This is a genomic window from Pseudomonas sp. (genome assembly GCF_046581935.1).
In the GTDB taxonomy this organism is placed as follows: Bacteria; Pseudomonadota; Gammaproteobacteria; order Pseudomonadales; family Pseudomonadaceae; genus Aquipseudomonas.
On record NZ_JAYGFK010000029.1, the window covers coordinates 1 to 18,059 of the forward strand.

The 18,059-nt window shown below is 58.7% G+C and carries 18 protein-coding genes; 3 read left to right on the forward strand and 15 right to left on the reverse strand.

The window, feature by feature from the left end; translation table 11 throughout:
- Positions 1-235: 235 nt before the first annotated feature.
- Complete coding sequence (locus VCA57_RS23265) at positions 236-550, reverse strand: carboxymuconolactone decarboxylase family protein (RefSeq protein ID WP_411188123.1); 315 nt, start codon at positions 548-550, stop codon at positions 236-238.
- A gap of 107 nt (positions 551-657) precedes the next feature.
- On the reverse strand, positions 658-1,092 hold the full coding sequence (locus VCA57_RS23270) for a GNAT family N-acetyltransferase (RefSeq protein ID WP_411188124.1): 435 nt from the start codon (positions 1,090-1,092) through the stop codon (positions 658-660).
- A gap of 604 nt (positions 1,093-1,696) precedes the next feature.
- Between VCA57_RS23270 and VCA57_RS23275 the strand changes: the two genes are divergently transcribed.
- Genes VCA57_RS23275 through VCA57_RS23285 form a run of 3 tightly spaced genes read left to right on the forward strand, consistent with a single transcriptional unit; the run spans position 1,697 to position 3,791 of the window.
- A complete protein-coding gene (locus VCA57_RS23275) occupies positions 1,697-2,431 on the forward strand; it encodes a hypothetical protein (protein ID WP_411188126.1) in 735 nt (244 codons plus the stop codon).
- On the forward strand, positions 2,428-3,642 hold the full coding sequence (locus tag VCA57_RS23280; protein ID WP_411188128.1) for an MFS transporter: 1,215 nt from the start codon (positions 2,428-2,430) through the stop codon (positions 3,640-3,642). Before VCA57_RS23275 ends, VCA57_RS23280 begins: the two co-directional genes overlap by 4 nt.
- Positions 3,642-3,791: a hypothetical protein gene (locus tag VCA57_RS23285; RefSeq protein WP_411188130.1), complete on the forward strand. Its 150-nt coding sequence runs from the start codon at positions 3,642-3,644 to the stop codon at positions 3,789-3,791. The genes VCA57_RS23280 and VCA57_RS23285 overlap by 1 nt, the downstream gene beginning before the upstream one ends.
- 9 nt (positions 3,792-3,800) lie before the next feature.
- On the opposite strand, the gene VCA57_RS23290 is transcribed toward VCA57_RS23285, so the two are convergent.
- The 13 genes from VCA57_RS23290 to VCA57_RS23350 form a co-directional block, all read right to left on the reverse strand.
- Positions 3,801-4,634 carry a cache domain-containing protein gene (locus tag VCA57_RS23290; RefSeq protein WP_411188132.1) on the reverse strand — a complete coding sequence of 278 codons (834 nt, stop codon included), beginning with the start codon at positions 4,632-4,634 and terminating at the stop codon, positions 3,801-3,803.
- 25 nt (positions 4,635-4,659) lie between these two features.
- Entirely contained in the window at positions 4,660-5,160 is a 501-nt protein-coding gene (locus tag VCA57_RS23295) for a nuclear transport factor 2 family protein (RefSeq protein ID WP_411188134.1), read from the reverse strand.
- Between the two features lie 190 nt (positions 5,161-5,350).
- Positions 5,351-6,136: a cyclase family protein gene (locus tag VCA57_RS23300; protein WP_411188136.1), complete on the reverse strand. Its 786-nt coding sequence runs from the start codon at positions 6,134-6,136 to the stop codon at positions 5,351-5,353.
- Complete coding sequence (locus VCA57_RS23305) at positions 6,123-7,121, reverse strand: NAD-dependent epimerase/dehydratase family protein (protein ID WP_411188138.1); 999 nt, start codon at positions 7,119-7,121, stop codon at positions 6,123-6,125. The genes VCA57_RS23300 and VCA57_RS23305 overlap by 14 nt, the downstream gene beginning before the upstream one ends.
- Positions 7,122-7,131: 10 nt before the next feature.
- Positions 7,132-8,115 carry a fumarylacetoacetate hydrolase family protein gene (locus VCA57_RS23310; protein WP_411188140.1) on the reverse strand — a complete coding sequence of 328 codons (984 nt, stop codon included), beginning with the start codon at positions 8,113-8,115 and terminating at the stop codon, positions 7,132-7,134.
- Complete coding sequence (locus tag VCA57_RS23315; RefSeq protein WP_411188142.1) at positions 8,112-8,684, reverse strand: cupin domain-containing protein; 573 nt, start codon at positions 8,682-8,684, stop codon at positions 8,112-8,114. The genes VCA57_RS23310 and VCA57_RS23315 overlap by 4 nt, the downstream gene beginning before the upstream one ends.
- Positions 8,685-8,698: 14 nt before the next feature.
- Positions 8,699-9,475 (reverse strand): SDR family NAD(P)-dependent oxidoreductase, encoded by a 777-nt coding sequence (locus tag VCA57_RS23320; RefSeq protein WP_411188144.1) that lies wholly within the window; start codon positions 9,473-9,475, stop codon positions 8,699-8,701.
- On the reverse strand, positions 9,472-10,062 hold the full coding sequence (locus tag VCA57_RS23325; protein ID WP_411188146.1) for a malonic semialdehyde reductase: 591 nt from the start codon (positions 10,060-10,062) through the stop codon (positions 9,472-9,474). Before VCA57_RS23325 ends, VCA57_RS23320 begins: the two co-directional genes overlap by 4 nt.
- 90 nt (positions 10,063-10,152) lie before the next feature.
- A complete protein-coding gene (locus VCA57_RS23330) occupies positions 10,153-11,361 on the reverse strand; it encodes an MFS transporter (RefSeq protein ID WP_411188148.1) in 1,209 nt (402 codons plus the stop codon).
- 132 nt (positions 11,362-11,493) lie between these two features.
- Positions 11,494-13,965 (reverse strand): efflux RND transporter permease subunit, encoded by a 2,472-nt coding sequence (locus VCA57_RS23335; protein WP_411188150.1) that lies wholly within the window; start codon positions 13,963-13,965, stop codon positions 11,494-11,496.
- Positions 13,966-13,972: 7 nt separating this feature from the next.
- Complete coding sequence (locus tag VCA57_RS23340; protein WP_411188152.1) at positions 13,973-15,058, reverse strand: WD40/YVTN/BNR-like repeat-containing protein; 1,086 nt, start codon at positions 15,056-15,058, stop codon at positions 13,973-13,975.
- 588 nt (positions 15,059-15,646) lie between these two features.
- Entirely contained in the window at positions 15,647-16,987 is a 1,341-nt protein-coding gene (locus tag VCA57_RS23345) for an NmrA family NAD(P)-binding protein (protein WP_411188154.1), read from the reverse strand.
- 208 nt (positions 16,988-17,195) lie between these two features.
- On the reverse strand, positions 17,196-18,059 hold an 864-nt coding region (locus VCA57_RS23350; protein ID WP_411188156.1), incomplete at its 5' end, for a class I adenylate-forming enzyme family protein.

Sequence of the window (18,059 nt, forward strand, 5' to 3'; positions counted from 1 at the left end):
TAGCCGCTGCGAAGCGTTCGCAGCGGCTAAAAACACTGAAATATGCGAGATACTGATCGTTTTTTGGTCAGTTGCCGTTTTAAAAATCAGCAAGGGCTGAAGTCGACCGGAAATACAGGGCTACTTCAGAGCATCCCTAAGCGAAACCCCAATGCCTTTTGCATGGGCAAGGTGCCATGCGCTATACCGCTGAAGTGTTGCATGCTTCGGCATGCGATTCTGCTTGCATCAGGCCTTATTGGTTTTGCCCATCATATGCCTCTACAGCAGCAGGAATAGCACCAATAACCACTGCACCGGCCGCAGGCAACCCCACAAGCACGGCACTCAATACTTCCTGTCTTGATGCACCATGCGCCTTGGCAGAAAGCACATGAAATGGAATACCTGAGTTATTTCCAGTCGCCGCGAGAACAGCAATATAGGCCAACTCTTCGGTCTTTTTATCCAATGCGCTGGCAGCATCAAGTGACTTGGCCGCCTGCATCCACGCCTGCGCATGAGCCGGAGCTTCTTTTATAAATAAGGCAAATGCTTTTGAAATGCTCATAGGTGCTTCCTTTTAACCTAACGCTTATAAAAATGGACGGATTTATTAGCTCAAACCAATTAGCCTAAAGCTCACCCATTCCTGGCAAACCTCATACATGAATTTTGTTAGCCTGCATTTATAGCCGGCTTAACCATGTCTATATGTGGAATACCATCTTCATCGTATGGGTAACTGACCGCTTCAAAACCAAGCGATTCATAAAATTTTTGCAAATAAACTTGAGCACCAATTTTTATACCCGCTCCAGGGTATTTCTCTTCAGTAAAGCGAATAGCTTCATTCATTAGTGAACGACCAATTTTTAGATCCCTAAACGCCGAAACGGTCATAACCCGGCCAATTGAAGGCTGCTCATACTTAATACCAGAATCAACAACCCGAACATAAGCAGCCAATTGACTATCTATAGACACAGCGAGATGCCATGAATGCAAATCCATATCATCGGTTTCTTGATAAGGACACTGCTGCTCGACAACAAAAACAGACTCTCTTGCTTTGATGATTGAAAAAAACTCAAGAGTGGAGAGATTTTCCATGCGAGACCACTTGAAGTCTAATTTCACAAATAAACATCCAAATCAATTAAACAATTTTGCGATTATACCTACAAGAAGAAGGACACAAGAAAAAACTGGACAGATTTATCTATTCGGCACTAACCCTACCCGCAGGATCATCGAAAACCGGTCCCAAGCAGCCTGTGAATAGCGAAGCAGCCTCAAACAGCAAAGGCAAATCCGAAGATAACAACCAATTTTCTGAACGCTCCAATGCATTTAAAACATCATAAGAACAGCTAGCAAGCGCACATCCAATGTATTCCTCCAGAAGATACCTCGTAGAGCTAAACACAATTGGTAATTCATGGCGATAAGCTGCAATTTGCCGCGCTTGCTTAGCGTGATTCATGCCGGCCATAAGCTTGGCAACATCCGCGAGCTAGGCACGATAGGCACCCTCCTCTCGTGCCTGCACCATCCTCACGACAGCAGCACCGACTCTTCACAAGAGAGTCAACGACACTCTCCAAACGCGTCCGCCTAGGACTCTTGGCTCACGGCCAGCCAGCACAAGGCCTGGGCTCAGCATGAGCCCAGACGACGCATACAGCATGCGCCTAAAAATAAGAAGGAATACGCCATGCAGCTGAAACAGATCCTACTTGCCCTGCTGTTCTGTCCAATCCTGGCCTGTGCCCAAGACGCCCAGGAAAACCTCCTGAAGATTCGCTACCTAGCCTTCAGTGCAACCAGTCATTTACTCCTGTACTACAACACCAGAACCGGTAGGGGCGATCCGCAGCACGCCGAAAAATACCGCGCGGACTTGCAGCGTCTGCAAAAGCACTTGCATCAAGTTCCCTCACCTGCGTTGCAAACCGAAGGTCGTCGTTTCCAGGCGCTGATAGATGACCTAGAGCTGAAGCAAGATGACCAGAAAGCGCTCTACCCAATCTGGATAAACCCGATACTCGAATCTCAAGCAAAGCTAGATGAGTTGGCACAACAGCTCTCGCAGACAGCTGAAGCAGAGAGTGCGGCACTACAGCAACTGCAGGGCCTGACCCTGAATAGCCAGCGCCTACTGCTGTTCTACCAAACCCGTGTCTTCGGTTCGCTGGCCGTCTACGTCGACGCCATCAAGCAAGGCGCACCGAATACCCTAGATCAAGCAATTCTGCAGGACTTTGCCGCGCTACACAGTAGCCTGCCTGAACACGCTAAAGAGCTGGCAAAGCTGGAGCGCACATACAATTACATCCGCCATCATTTGCTGCAGCAGGAAGGAGAATTTGTCCCAGAAAGTGTCGCCTATTACATGGAGCAAATCGGATCGAAAAGCCAACAAATAGCGGAACGCATAAGACCATCATGAACAAACGCATCGACGAGAGTCGTTTACGCAAAATCCTCGGTGGCCTGATGCTGGCGCTGTTTCTCGCCGCGCTAGATCAAACCATCATTGCGGTAGTTCTGCCCAACATCGCGCATGAACTGGCACTGCCGGAATATCTGCCCTGGGTGGTATCGGCCTATCTGCTGGCCATGACTGTGGCGACCCCCATCGCTGGCAAACTGGGCGACCTGTTCGGCCGCACACGCCTGCTGTATGGCGCCATCGTGCTATTCATCTGCGCCTCTCTGCTATGCAGCCTGACCCGCAATATCGCTGAGCTGGTCGCAGCCCGCACCCTTCAAGGCATAGCCGCGGGGGCAATGATGACCTGTATTCTTGGCCTGATCGGCGAGCTGATCGCACCGGCAGAACGGGGTCGTTATCAGGCCTGGTTCAGCGGTATGTACGCAATCGCGAGCCTGGCAGGTCCGTTGTTAGGCACATTTATTGGTGAGTGGTCCTGGCGCGGGGTATTCCTGATCAACCTGCCATTGGGCCTGGTTGCCCTGTTTCTGGCCCAACGCGGCTTGCAGGGGTTGGCCAACAGCAGAACAACCAGCAAGGTCGACTACTTAGGCTGCGGCCTGCTGATCCTAAGCTTGGTCAGCCTCATGCTGCTGATTACCCGTATCGGCCATGGCGAGCCATGGAGGAGCGCCGAGCATGCGGCGATGCTGCTGACAGGCACGCTCGGGATCATGGCGTTCAGTTACTGGCAGACCAAGGCCAGAGAGCCGCTGATACCACCGACTCTGCTGCGGATTCCGACCCTGCGCGCCGGACTGATTCTAATGCTGTTCAGCAATTTTCTGTCATTGGGTTTGGCGGTACTGATTCCCCTGCAAGCACAAAGCAGCAATGCCACGCTGCTGCTGATCGCATTGGCCTCCGGAGTCCCCGTAGGGGCCTACAGCGGAGGCCGCCTCAGCTCGCACCTAAAGCGCTACAAACCGCTGATTCTTGCCGGCTGCGCAGCTCTGCCACTCACCCTTAGCGGCATCGCTTGGACTGTTGGCAGTCAACTGCCACTTCTGACGTTTCTGTTCCTAACTGGCATCGCCCTAGGCCTGCAGTTTCCTACCGTGTTAGTAGCGATACAGAATGCGGCCCCACACACGCAACTAGGCGTCGCTACCGCTTGCTGCGGATTGGTTCGAGGGCTAGGAGGTGCGCTTGGGCGGCACTGCTGATGAGCCTGTTCATGGCCTTAAACGTGCGTTTCCCCGACCAAGCGTTCAGTTATTTACTGCTGCTATGCGCTGTTCTGGCGCTGGCACCATTGCTGATTGCCTGGCGCATGGACGATCTGCGGTTGGCGGAACAACTCGCCAACCGCTGAAAGTGCCAGTCAGTCCTTACGGTAGTAACCAACCGCAACAAGATAATCACCGACCTTGCGCAGCAGAACGTGTTTTTTCTCAACCTTGCTGGTCACTGGGTTCTTCCAGCGATAGTCAGTGCCGCCGGTATTGGCGTGCCGCATCAGTTGCAGTATCGGCGCGCCGACCGGCTGACCGTCAGGGTCATGGATAGTGGCAAAATCCACGCCCAGCAGGCGCTTGTTGTAACCATGAGCGACATAACGTTGATTGCGCAGGTCAATCACGAAGACATACAAGTCATCCACGCGGAAGTTGCTCGACAGGCTATTGATCGCTTCAAAACTAGCCTCTGGATCAGCCTCGATAGCCTTCGCCGCATGCTGCAACAACGTTTCGGCCTGCTCAGGTGTGGCCCGAGGCAGGTAATGCCCGACCGCTATCAGGCGCTCACCGACCCGCTGAAAGTACACGCGCTTCAGCTCTTCGCGGCCATCCCGTTGGTTCATCCAGCGGTATTCGACCGCCTGCACACCATTGTCCTCAGTGGCCTGCAGAGCCTGCTCGAAGGCTTTGCGTAATTCCGGCTCTAGCACTTCCGAGACATCCCGACCAATCAGTACCGCTGAAGGGCCGCCACTGGCGAGCATGGTGCCCGCCGTATCGACAACAAACACATAGCGATCACCCTGAATGAACTCCCCCTGCCGACTGAAGGCCGCCAGAGCCGCATCACCCTGCACCTGGTAATAGTCGACGGCGCGCAGCAGCAATTGCCGCGCCAGTTGCTCCTCGTCGGCCTGCGCCGTTGCGTTGACGAACAGCAGCGCGAGTACAGCCAACAGCCCGTTGATTCGATACATGATGGTCACTCCGTGCGCGAACGAATCAGTTCTGCGTAGCTGGCTTCGAGGCGCGCGGGCCAATGCCGAGTGAGCCGAAGAATACCGCCGTGGACTCATCGGTGAAATCGGGTATGAAGTGGAAAGCCTTGATAAGCCCGCCCTCAACGCGCACCACGTCGCGGCCAAGAATCCGCTCCACGCCTGCCCGCTTGGTCAGTTCACCACGTAACTCCAGGGAGGCATCGACCACATCGCCCGAAAGTTCGAGCCGGGTAACCTGGATCTGGCTTTTAGGATCGACCACCGTGGTTTTGATGTAGTGCAGCAGACAGGTCGGGTTGTCCATATCAGCCGTGCAACCGACGAAATCCGAACGCTCTACATCATCGGCGATCAGGCTGGCGATCCTGGTCATGTCTCCGCTATTGGCGGCCTTGACGTACTGCTCGAACACTTCGCTTGGCGATGGGCTGGCCAGCACCGGCGCGGCGAAGCCACACAGCATGCTGGCGAGGAAAAAACGGTTCAGTGTGTTAGCGATCATGTTGCCCTCTGCTCATTCTGGAGCGACACCTGAATCATCCTCGGCGTCGCTGGGTTTACTCACTTCGGCGCTGACTGCCGCCAGGGTGAGGAGAATAAAAACTCCCTGAACGCTGTTCTGGGAGAAAGGCGGGCGCCACGGAGTCAAAACGCCCGCTTACAACGCGACTCATCAAGCCACTTTCGCGGCATCAATCCTCGAAGATCGCCACAGCGCGCACGAAACCCGCCGAGGCATGTTTGATCTTGTACGGGAAGCACGACACCAGAAAACCATTGGCCGGCAGGCTGTCGAGGTTGGCCAGTTTTTCCATCTGCCCGTAGCCGATGTCACGACCGGCCTTGTGGCCTTCCCAGATGATCGAGGCATCGCCACTTTCGGCGAAGCGCTCGCGGGTGTACTTGAACGGGGCATCCCAACTCCAGGCATCGGTGCCGACCACTCGCACGCCGCGTTCGAGCAAGTAGAGGGTCGCTTCGCGGCCCATGCCAACACCGGCCTCCAGGTAGCCAGGCTGGCCGAACAGTGCACCGGCACGGGTATTGACCAACACGATATCCAGCGGCTGCAGGTCATGGCCGATGCGTGCCAGCTCAGCCTCGACCTCGGCCGCCGTCACGACATGGCCGTCCGCGAGGTGACGGAAGTCCAGCTTCACCCCCGGCTGTAGACACCAGTCCAGCGGCAGCTCATCGATACCGAACGCCGGCTTGCCACCGTCGGTGGTCGAGGCGTAGTGCCAGGGTGCATCCATGTGCGTGCCGCTGTGGGTGGTGATATCCAGGCGCTCGGCGGCCCAGGCTTCGTCACCCGGCATCTGCGCCTTGGACAGGCCGGGAAACATGGCGGCCATTTCCGGCCAACCCTGCTGATGATCCATGTAATCGATCTTCGGCAGCAGCGGCGGCGGGTCGGTGTAGGGGTTGTTGTCGAGAGTAACGGAGAGGTCCACCAGGCGGCGTTTAGTCGGTTGCATGGGCTGTCACTCCTGCGCTGCGCGAACGTCGCGCCGCAGACAAAGGATTAAGGGAATTACGCACCAGTGCGGCAGCTGAGCCATCATGACGAAAGCCAAGGCCACGGGCCTGTGCGGTTTTCATCGTCGGAGCGCTGCCGAACAGGGCCTCCAGGCCAGCATCAGGGGCGAAGCTGATCAACCCACGACGGTCCTGCCCATAGGCATTGGCCATAGCATCGATTACCTGGGCGATGGTCAATTTCAGTAACGGCAATTGCCATACGCGCGACTGGCCGAGGCTATCGCTGTCCAGCTCGGCGGCGTGAAGCAGGTTGTCCACGCAACAACGCAGTGACATCCACCAACAACTCGCTTCTGCAGAGACAGGACAGCGATAGGGCTCGCCAGCGGCAAAGGCTTGCAGCAGGTCGCTCATAAAGGCCGAGCGTAGGCCGTTGGGTGCACGCGGACGGGCGACGATGCCTGGCAGGCGCACCGCACGACCGTCCACCTCGCCACGCCGGGCCAAGTCGCTGAGCGCCGTTTCTACCATAAGTTTGTGCGCGCCATAACTCAGTTCGGGACGTACTGCGGCACTTTCGTCCATCCGCACCGGTAGCTCGCCACCGTATACCGCCACGCTGCTGGCGTACACTAGCACCGGCGCGCCAGGCTGGCTGCGCAATTGGTCAAGCAACTCCAAACTGGCCAGCAAATTGACCTGATAACCGAGATCATACTGCTCCTCGGCGGCACCACCAGGGATGCTCACCAGATGGAACACCACGTCGATACCATCGGCCAGGGCACGGCGCAATAACGCAGCGTCAGTCACGCTACCGTAATGGCGGCGCAAGCGTTTGTCCTCGGGAAATCCCTGTAAATCCTTGTCCAGCAGCATCAGCACACTGATCGTCTGACCACGCACTTCCCCTCTGTCGAGCAGGCGTTGTGCTAGCGCCCGACCGACAAAGCCGTTGGCCCCCGTAATCATCACACGCATGACGTACTCCTCAGTTAGCGGCCGCTACAACACACTGATCAATGCCACCGAACAACGACTGTCCGTCGCTGCCCAACGCCTCCATGCGGACGCGGTCACCGAAGCGCATAAACCCGGTTTGCGGTGCGCCATGCGCAATCATCTCGATGGCCCGCCGCTCAGCGATGCAGGCCGAACCCACCGAGCGATCGTCATTGGACACGGTGCCCGAGCCGATCAGCGTGCCAGCACTCAAGCGCCGGGACAGCGCCGCATGGGCGATCAATTGATGGAAGCCAAAGTGCATGGCGCCGCCATGGGGATGGCCGAACCATTTGCCGTTCCACTCCACCTGCAACGGCAGGTGCACACGCCCGTCACGCCAGGCCTCACCCAGTTCGTCCGGGGTCACGGCGACCGGCGCGAAACTGGTGGTCGGCTTGGCCTGGAGGAAGCCGAAGCCGGTCTTCATCTCGCGCGGCGCCAGGGCCCGCAGGCTGACATCGTTGAGTTGCAGGATCAGACGGATGTGCTGCATGGCCTGCTCGGCCGAACAGCCCATCGGTACTTCATCGGTCAGCACCGCGAACTCGCCCTCGAAATCGATGCCATGGCTTTCGCTGGGCAAGGGGATATCGTCGCAAGCTCCAAGGAAATCGTCGCCAGCGCCCTGATACATCAGTGGCGTGTGCTCGACGCCTTCGATGGGATCAAGATGAAAGGCGCGCTGCATCAACTCCCCATGACTGAGGAAGCACGAGCCATCGAGCCATTGCCAGGCGCGCGGCAGCGGCGCAGCAACCGCCGCCGGATCGAAGTCAAAGGCGTTATCCAGTTCGTTCTGGTTCAACGCGTCATAGCGCCTGTGTAGATCGGCCTCCACGCTCCACCAGTGATCCACCGCCGCCTGCAGAGTGGGAGCGATGTCGGATGCATCGACCGCTCGGGTCAGATCGCGGGATACCAGCAGCAGGCGGCCATCACGGCTACCGTCCTTCAACGTTGCAAGCTTCATCCCAGCATCTCCTTGAGTTCATCGGCATAGCGGCCATCGAGCAGGATGAAGACCATGCGCGCCATCTGTTCGGTACGGTTGCTCCAGGCGTGGTTGGTGCCACGCTGCACCACGATGTCGCCGCGCTTGAGATGCACCTCCTCGCCGTCGAGCACCAGCCAGACTTCGCCTTCGGTGACGATGCCGTAGTCCAGCGTTTCGGTGCGGTGCATCAGTTTGTGCTTCGAATCGGCCTGGCCGGTGCCGGCATGCGATTCGCCGATTTCGGCAAAGGCGGCGGCAGCATCCTCGGCACTGACCTGGTTCTGTACGCTATCCGGCGGGATATCCACCACGCGGATGACGCTGCCCTGCGGGCCTGGGCTCAGTTGCAGCGGCTTGCTGGTAGGGTCGTCAGCATTGTCCAGCGGCGCGGGGCTGGTTGGACTGTTCCACACCTCGTAGAACACCGTGCCGGGCACCGCCTTGAGCGGGAAGTTGTTGGCGGTCGGGCCACACAGGGCGACTACCGCCTGTCCGGCCGCATCGTGGCCCGTCACCACACGTTTGAAGTCAGGAAGTGCTTGCATCGTCTTTTCCTCGATTAGTTGCCGTCGCCGATGGTCGTGCCACCGTCGACGATCAGGTTCTGACCGGTGATGAAGGCGCCACCCGGGCTCGCCAGCAACAGAGCCAGCGCGGCGACCTCATGCGGCTGGCCGACCCGGCGCAGGGGCGTGAGCGCCAGGCGCTTGTCCATAACGACGGGGTTATCGGTCAGCGGGCGGGCGAACTCGGTGTGGATAACACCCGGGCTGATGGCATTGACGCGGATGTTCGAAGGCCCCCACTCCACCGCGAGGTTACGCGCCAGTTGCGCCAGCGCGGCCTTGGACAGACCGTAGAGACCCAAGCCTTTGTTGCCACGCACACCAGCGATGCTGGCCATCAACACCACACTGCCACCGCCATGGTCGGCCATGCCGGGTAACAGGGCGCTGGTCAGCCACAAGGCACTGCGCAGGTTGACCGTCATGGTCAGCTCCCACTGCGCCGCCGTGGCACTGGCCAATGGCCCCAGGTGCGGGGCTACGCCGGCGTTGCACACCAACACATCGATACGCCCATGACGCGCCTGCGCGTCAGCGGCCAGCCTCTCTACAGCAGCCTGATCGGCAAGATCGGCGACCAGCGCGCAGGCGTCGATGCCCTCGCCGGCCAACCCGGCCACAGCACGCTCGCAGTCAGCCGGGTTCTCGCTGCTGATCACCAGCTTCGCGCCTGCACGGCCATACGCCTGAGCAATCGCCAGGCCGATACCACGCGTGGCGCCAGTGATCAGGGCCACCTGCCCTTCTAGGGAAAACAGTTCGCTGTTCATAGGATGCGGCACGCCTCCTCGAACGCCAGGCGAGGCCCAACCGGGCGCAGTGCGCTGGCATCGCCATAGCCGAGACTGCAGAGGAAGTTGCTCTTGTAGCGGCCATCGGCGAAGAAGGTCGCATCCACCTGAGCATTGTCGAAGCCGGACATCGGCCCGCAATCGAGCCCCAGTGCGCGAGCGGCCAGGATCAGGTAGGCACCTTGCAGGCTGCCGTTACGCAGTGCAGCGGTATGCGCGGCCTGCGGATCGTCGCGATAGGCCGCCGCGGCGTCGTAAATCGGGAACAGCTCAGGCAGGTGCTCGAAGAAGCGCGTGTCGTAGGCGACGATGACAGTGACCGGCGCCTGCAGCATCTTCGCGCCGTTGTGCCCCTTGAGCGCTGGCAGCAACTGCTGCTTGGCCTCGGCGCTGCGCACGAAAACGAAGCGCGCCGGGCAACAGTTGTTGCTTGTTGGGCCCTGTTTGAGAGTGTCGTAGAGCTGCTTGAGCAGCACATCCGGCACCGACTGATCGAGCCAGGCATTATGCGAGCGCGCTTCTATAAACAGCTGAGCAATGGCAACAGCGGAAAGCGACTGATTCATAAAAAAACCTCAAAGATCGGGAAGCCACCGCACGCCCTTGGATGGCGATGGGCAGGCAAATACAAACGAAACGAACCGTCGGTCATCGTCTTATCCTCGCACCGGCTGTCCAGTGGCAGGGGCAACAGATGCCTGCTTAGCCCGTTTGGGCAGAGCCAGGCAGGCCACGGCAACCAGCAGTTGCGACACCGCGATGATCCCCAGAGCAGTCGGCAATACGCTGTTCACCCCTCCCGTTATGGCCAATACCACCAGCGGACTGACGAACTCACCGGCGAAGATCGCTGCGGTAAAGAAACCCGCTGCGCGGCCACACTGGTGAAAGCCGACCAGGGACATGACCCAGGTGATCAAGGTCGGCAACATCAGGCCGATGCCCAGGCCATAGATCAGCACCGCGATTACTACCAGGGCATGGCTGCCGGCAACGGCCATCAGCGCACCACCGACACCGGACAGAAAAAAGGCCAGGAAGATCTGCCGGGGTGCCGGCATGCCACTGATCAGCCGAAAACCCAAAGCACCGGCCAACACGCCAAGTTGATTGGCCCCCATGGTCATGCCGATTTGCTGCGGGGCATCGATATGCAGCAGGTTAAGCAGATAGCCGGCTTGCACCGGCACCACGAACAGACTAAGACCAGCCAGAAATGACAAGGCATACAGCGGTGATAGGGCACGCCAAGGGAATCCGCCGTCGGCAATTTCAGCGCTAGCGGCAACCTGGCCGTGCGGCTCCCAGAGAAACATGGCCATCAGCGGCAGGAACAACAAGCCGAGGCCATACAGGGCAAAGGGCACGCGCCAGCCATGCTCGCCGAGCATGCCGCCTGCCGCGATAAAGATCGCCGCCGACAGTGAGGAGGCCACCATCTGCAGGGCGAAAAGACGCTCGCGACGCGCGCCACTGTAATAGTCGCCCATCAACGCGGTGCAACAGGTCATGATCCCGGCCTCAGCCAGCCCCAGCCCCGCGCGGCTGGCAACGATGGCCGGCAGCGACTCCAGCCACAGCGGCAACAAGCCGAAGACCCCATAGATTGCCATGGAGCCCAGCAAAAGCGGTCTGCGCCCGAGGCGGTCGGCGATCATCCCGGCAAAGGGTGCCAAGAGCGCAATCACCAAGGCCGGTATCGTCAGTGCAATAGGCACCAGCGCTGCTGCCCCCGGCGTATCGGCAAAGTGTTCCTGCATGCGCGGCAGGATCGGTGCCAACAACACGGCACCAAGCACCGGCAGACAACTGCCCAGCAACAGGAGAATGGACTGCGGCAGCCCAGCCTGGCGCTCAACGTTCATGGTCAGTCTCCTCACGCAGTACTGCGCAGAAGGCCCCGCCGAAACAGGTGATAGCTTCGGGCAGACCCGACCAGAATTCATGCAACAGCAGGCTTAGTTGTTTCATGGCGTCTCTCTCTTGTTGTTTTTCGCTCAATGACTGGCAACGCTATCCACGCGCTCAGCACGCGAGACAGTGGTTTGTTTGGTAGTTGCCTGGACAACACTCGCCTGTGACGCTTCGACAGCATCGCTACGACGCTGCGTGGGTAACAGGAAGTAAGCCAGTGCCGGCAATAGCAGCAGTGCGCCGACCATGTTCCAGACGAACATGAACGCCAGCAGTACGCCCATGTCGGCCTGGAACTTGATGGGGGAAAACAGCCAGGTCACTACACCGATGGCCAGGGTCACGCCGGTCAGCATCACCACCTTGCCGGTGGAAACCAGCGCCCGGTAATAAGCCTCGGACAGACTCGCACCCTGACGCTGATAGACCAGCAAAATGCTCATCACATAGAGCGCGTAATCGATGCCGATGCCCACGCCGAGGGCGATCACCGGCAAGGTGGCCACCTTGACGCCAATACCCAGCCAGACCATCAGCGCCTCACAGAGAAGCGAAGTGAGCATCAGCGGCACCACCGCACACAGCGTGGCGCGCCAGGAGCGGAAGGTGATCAGACACAGCAGAATCACCGCGCCATAGACCCAGAACAGCATCTCGCGGTTGGCCTGCTTAACCACGATGTTGGTAGCAGCTTCGATACCCGCATTGCCGGCAGCCAACATGAACTGCACATCGGCCGTATTGTTGGCGGCGGCGAAGCGCTCGACATGCTCGACCACGCGGGTCAGGGTCTCGGCCTTGTGGTCAGCCAGGTAGACATACAGAGTCAGCAGACTGCAGGACTCGTTGTACAAACCACGCGGCGCACCCGCTGTCACCATGTTGAGCATCGCTTGGTTGTTCTGCAGTTCGTACCACTTTGGACTGCCCTCGGACAGACCGACCAGCATGCGACGATTGAGCAGCGCTAGGGAGTTGGTCGAATCCACGCCAGGCAACTCGCGCAACTGCCAATCCAGCGCATCAACCTTGCGCAGGACTTCATAGTTCGCACAGCCGCCAACCGGCGTGCGCACCATCACCGCAAACAGGTCACTGCTGGCACCATAGGCGCGGTTCATGAATGCATCATCGAGGTTGTAGCGTGAGTCAGCGCGTAGCTCTGGAGCGCCAGCATCCAGATCGCCGATCTTCAGATTCATCCCCACCCAGTACCCACCTAGCGCTAAACCGGCGGCCACCAGCACACAGATGCTGGCCCAGCGTTTTTGGGTGAACAGATCGAGTAAACGCCACATCGGGTGACGTTGCGCGCTGGCATTATCGGCCTGCTCTTCACGCAGGCTGCGCTGCGCGGCAGCCGGGCTGACGCCCAGGTAAGAAAGCAGGATGGGCAGCAGGATCAGATTAGTGATGATCAGTACGGCAACGCCGATGCTGGCAGCGATGGCCAAATCCTGGATTACCGGAATATCGATGAACATCAGCACAGCGAAACCCACAGCATCGCTGAGCAGTGCCGTCAGACCAGCGACGAATAGGCGCCGAAAGGTATTTCGCGCGGCCACGACCCTTGGCATACCTCGGCCAATGTCCTGCATTATCCCGTTCATTTTTTGCGCACCATGGCTCATACCAATGGCGAACACGAGAAACGGCACTAATACAGAATAGGGGTCAAGTTGGTAACCCAGTAGAGGTAACAACCCCAGTTGCCAAAGCACAGCAATCAGCGAGCAAAGCACCACCAGCAAAGTACTGCGCAGGCAGCGGGTGTAAACGTAAAGAACACCTGCAGTAATCAATATAGCGCCAGCAAAAAACAACAATATCTGCTCAAGCCCTCCAATCAAGTCGCCAATTTTCTTCGCGAAACCGGTGATGTGGATGTCAATGGCGTCACTCTGATATTGCGTGCGTAGTGCCTCAAGATCAGCAGATAGGGCAGCGTAGTTCAGTGGCTGACCGTCACTGGTACGGGCTAGCAGCGGTACATAAATGATGCTCGAACGCTGGTCAAAGGCGACCAATTGGCCTATCTCGTTGGACAGCTGCACATTGCGCCGCAATACAGCCAAAGTTGCCTGACTACCATCGTAAGCGTCCGGGATCACCGGACCACCATCCAGGCCATCCTCAGTAACGGAGACCCAGCGCGTAGCCGGCGTCCACAGGGACTTCATGTATGCACGATCGACGCCGGGCAGCAGATAAATCTTGTCACTGAGCGCCTGTAAGGTGGCCAGGTAATTCGCGTCGTAGATATCGCCATGACGATTCACCACCGCGATGCGCAACGCATTACCCAGGCCCGACAGTTCTTTCTGGTTATCCAGGTAATTGACAATGTAGGGATGCCCGGTGGGGATCATCTTCTCGAAGCTGGCATTAAGCTCGATGCGTGTGGCCTGCATACCAAGCAACAACGTGAGTAGCAGGCACAGCAGCAGCACCAGCGGACGATGATTGAACAACAGGCGCTCAAGTAGATTGCCAGAGCGCGAGTCGAAACCTGGCAGTGAGGCGTTTTCGACGCCTGGGGTGTATCGAGACATCTTGCAATCACTCCACATCAGAGACGGTGCGCAAAGGTAAACGGGTCAAACCCGCGAAACCTGCGACCACGAGACTGCCATCGGCGGCCTGAACGACACTGGAAACCGGCATATTCAGTGGCTCACCAAATGGTTCAAGAGCCGTTCCAGATACGCTGCGAAAGAGCATCCCGCCTTGATTGGCGAACAGCACACCGTCATCGTTCATGGCCGTTGCCGCAATTAATGAGAGCGGGACCGGAATCGGCAGAGCCTCGAAGTGCTCACCTCGATCGTGACTGACGAAGGCATGTCCCTTTAAGCCGGCAGCAAAGAGCGCCCCATCGCCACCTCCGATGAGCGTAAAGAAACTGCCCTCGTAGGGGCTTTGCAGCCGAGAAAATGAATCCCCGCCATCGACAGAGCGCGCCAGATAGCCCTGCTCGCCGGCTAGGAACCAGTCTTGTCCCGAACGCGTGATGGCATAGAGATGCAAGCCCATCGGGTTGTCGATCTGACCGGCGATGGAGTACCAGGTCTGACCACCGTCATCGGTACGCAAGACCATGCCGTAGGCACCCACGACCACGCCGTGGCGAGCGTCACTGAAGGCCAGGGCAAGAAAAGGCTTGTCCGCCCCTTCGACCAACATGCGCTCGGCCGTTTGCAGGCGAGCCTCAGCGGCCTCGACATCAGCGGCATCAGGCAACGCACGGCGCGCAGCCTCCACCTCCAACTGCGCGGCCTGAACGCCGTCGAGCAGCAAACGCCAGGACTCGCCGCCATCTTGCGTGGCCAGAATCACCCCCGCATGGCCGACGGCCCAGCCATGACTGGCATCGACGAACTGCACAGCCGTCAAACTGACGGATACCGGCACGCGGGCTTGTCGCCAACTCTGCCCCTGATCATCGGAGAGCAACACCAGACCGCGCTCACCCACCGCGACCAGACGATCGCCAGCCCGCGTCAAGTCGATGAAAACCGCCTGCTGCGTCCGCCCTACCTGTGGGGAAGGCGTACTCAGCACATCACCAACCGCATCGCTTTCGGCACGACTCATGGACGTGACCAAGACCAACAGCGCACAGCTCAGGCACTGTATTAACTTCATGATTTACCTCGAACATTCAGTAATGAAGGCGCATGCAAGGCATGCCCTGCCCGCGTCGGATGCCTCAGCGCATGGTGCGCCTGGACACCCCAGCAGCGCTGGGTTCGAGGTAACGTGGGAGGCGGCTACGCGCCGGAAACTCGGAGAGAGCCGTAGCACCGTAATGACGCGAAGAACCTACAAGAGTGCGATGTGCACGCACTGCATCGATGGCAATGTCATGAACGTTCATCGGATAAACCTCTTATTATTTTTGTTGGCGAACTAATTAGTTGGTCATCCGCGACGAGCAAGGCAGTTCGACCTTTCCAAATCAGCGAGCCGCGGTAACATCGTCAGACTAGAGCGACTTGACGACGGTCAAAGGTTGACGCGCTTGATGACCTCTGACTAATCGCTTGTTGGGATGAGACCTATCGATAAGCGCGATACCTGGCACTCATCCAGGAGTCTGTCTGGATTGCAGACAACAGCGTACGCCCCGCGCCGGGTAGCACGCAGAGAAGGAGGAAGGGGGATTGCATAAGAGGAGCAGGCGAAGGCTGGTCATGACCTGCCTTCGCCGGCATAGGCCGGTAGCCCGCTCAATCAGGCGCTTGCGGAAAGCTTGCGACCACGCAAGGCGACCTTGCCGAACAAGCCGGTACGGGCGTGGCCTTGTAACGTGTCGCCGTCCACGCTGACTTCGACCTTGAGCGTAGCCTTGATCGGCTTGAGCAATTGCATCGACCAGGCAAGCTGATTGCCATTGAATCGACCGTTGAGCAAAGGCATGACACTGCCATTGCGTTGATGCGTCATCTGCCCATGCAGGGTGCCGTCAGGGTTGGCGCAAACCTGCAACAGATAAGGCTCCTTGCCAACAGGTGTACTCACAGCGCACTCCCACTGGCCATCGATCATGGCGTTGGTTCCGGCGCTGGGCTCGACTTGCGCCGTGACGCTCGTCCGTTCTGTCGATACCTGCAACGGCGCGTCGTCCTTGTCGAAGCGCTGGCGATGCTCCTGCAACCAGGCACGCATAGTCGTCGGCTTGCGTCCCAGCACCCGCTCAAGGAATTGATTGGGCACCCAGACCGGAGCATTGACCTCTTCATACTGGAAGAAATTCCACAGGTATTCCGGTACTTGCGGCGGTAACAGCCCGGCCTCGACCAGAGGTTTAAAATACTCGTCGAGCGCTTCCCGGCTGCCATCATGGTGAATGCGCCGCAGGAAGACCTCGGTCATCAGCTTTGCGACTTCCGAGGTACGCAGCGGTGTATCGCCATTGTTGAGGGTATAGAACTGCCCAATATGACGGGCATCGTCCGACAGCATCAGGCGTGCCGCCGCCTCGCCAACTTCGCGCGGATCCACGTAGGGGACGAGGCGATCCGGCCAGGGCAGCAAGTCGTTCTGGATCGACGGCACCATGCGCAGGAAGTTATCCATGTAGCTTGCGCCAACATTGAGGTAGGTCACGGGCAGCCCGGCCCCATCGAGGATCTGCCGGGCAATCGGGTGCTGAATTTCCAGGCCAAGCCCATAGTCACGCAGAGCCTGCGGAATGCGTCGTGGATTGCTGTCGGGCTGTACGCCGACGACCCGGATCATGTGGCTCAGGCAACCGGCTTTGCGCACCGCGGCCACCAGGTTGGTCATTGCCGGCTCTTCACGCAGGCCGGTGGTGGTCAGCACCATCACACCAGCCATGCCGACCATCGCCGCGTCTAGGCTGGCCTGGTCGAAGTAATTGGCCTGCACGACCTCAACACCGGGGAAGTTCTCTTGCAGTATTTCCACCTTGTCGGCATTCGAGCCGATCAGCCGCAAGCGCACCTGCGGTGCATGGAATTGCAGGTAACGCGCCATCGGGCCACCGATGTGACCACTGGCGCCAAAAATAGCCACGCTTTGCGGAACAGGCTTGCACAGTACGTTCGACATAATGAGTCCTGATCGTCTAAGAAGTTAAATAGAGTGACTCAGGGCACCTCGAAAAACGTAGGCGAGGCAGTCAGCGCAAGGCAAAAATCGGCGAAAAAGCGGAGTTTACGAGCTGTAAATGAGCATTTTGAGCCTATTTTTAACGCAGCGATGACAACGCAGGTAGTTTTTAGAGGTGTCCCTCGGGCGGGGACGCCGCCAGCTTTTATTAATCCAGAGTGCGCAGCATGCGCCGCAGGATCTTGCCGCTGCTGGTCATCGGCAACGTCTCGACCAGTTGATAGGCCCTGGGCACCTTGTAGGCGGCCAGGCGGGAACGACAGTGACGATCCAGGTCGGCGATATCGGGAAGCTGGTTTGGCTGCACAACGATATAGGCCTTGGCCAACTCGCCCTTGTCCTCATCGGCGATGCTGCCCACCGCAACCAGCGCCACACCCGGATATTCGGCAATCACCCGCTCGAGCTCCGCGGGGTAGATGTTGAAGCCGCCGGTGATGATCATGTCCTTGAGGCGATCGACCACGTACAGATAGCCTTGCGCGTCTTGCCGCACCAGATCGCCAGTGTGCAGCCAGCCATCGGCATCGAGGGTGGCCCGCGTCGCCTCTGGCTGACCGAGGTACTCGTTCATGGTCATCGGGCCGCGAATCTGCAGTTCCCCCACTTCACCAAGGGGAACGACCTCGCCACTGCCCGTGCTATCGATCACCCGCACTTCCAGGTGCGGCAATGGCACACCAATCGAACCATGCCGACGTGGCCCGTACAGGCTGTGCGTGGTGCCCAGTCCACCGAGTTCGGTCATGCCCCACAGTTCGATCAACGGACAGCCCAGGGCAGCCTCCACCTGCTGCATCTTGGCCTCGGGCATGGTCTGCCCACCGACGGTGCAACGCGTCAGGGAGCGCAGATCGTACTCGGCCAACGACGGGCAACTGAGCAGGTACATGTACATGGTGGGCACGCCCTCGAACAGCGTCGCCCGGTGCTGCTCAATGCTCTGCAGTACCCGTTGCGCGTCGAAGGTCTTGTGCAGCACCAGCGTCATGCCATAGGCCATGGCCGCATT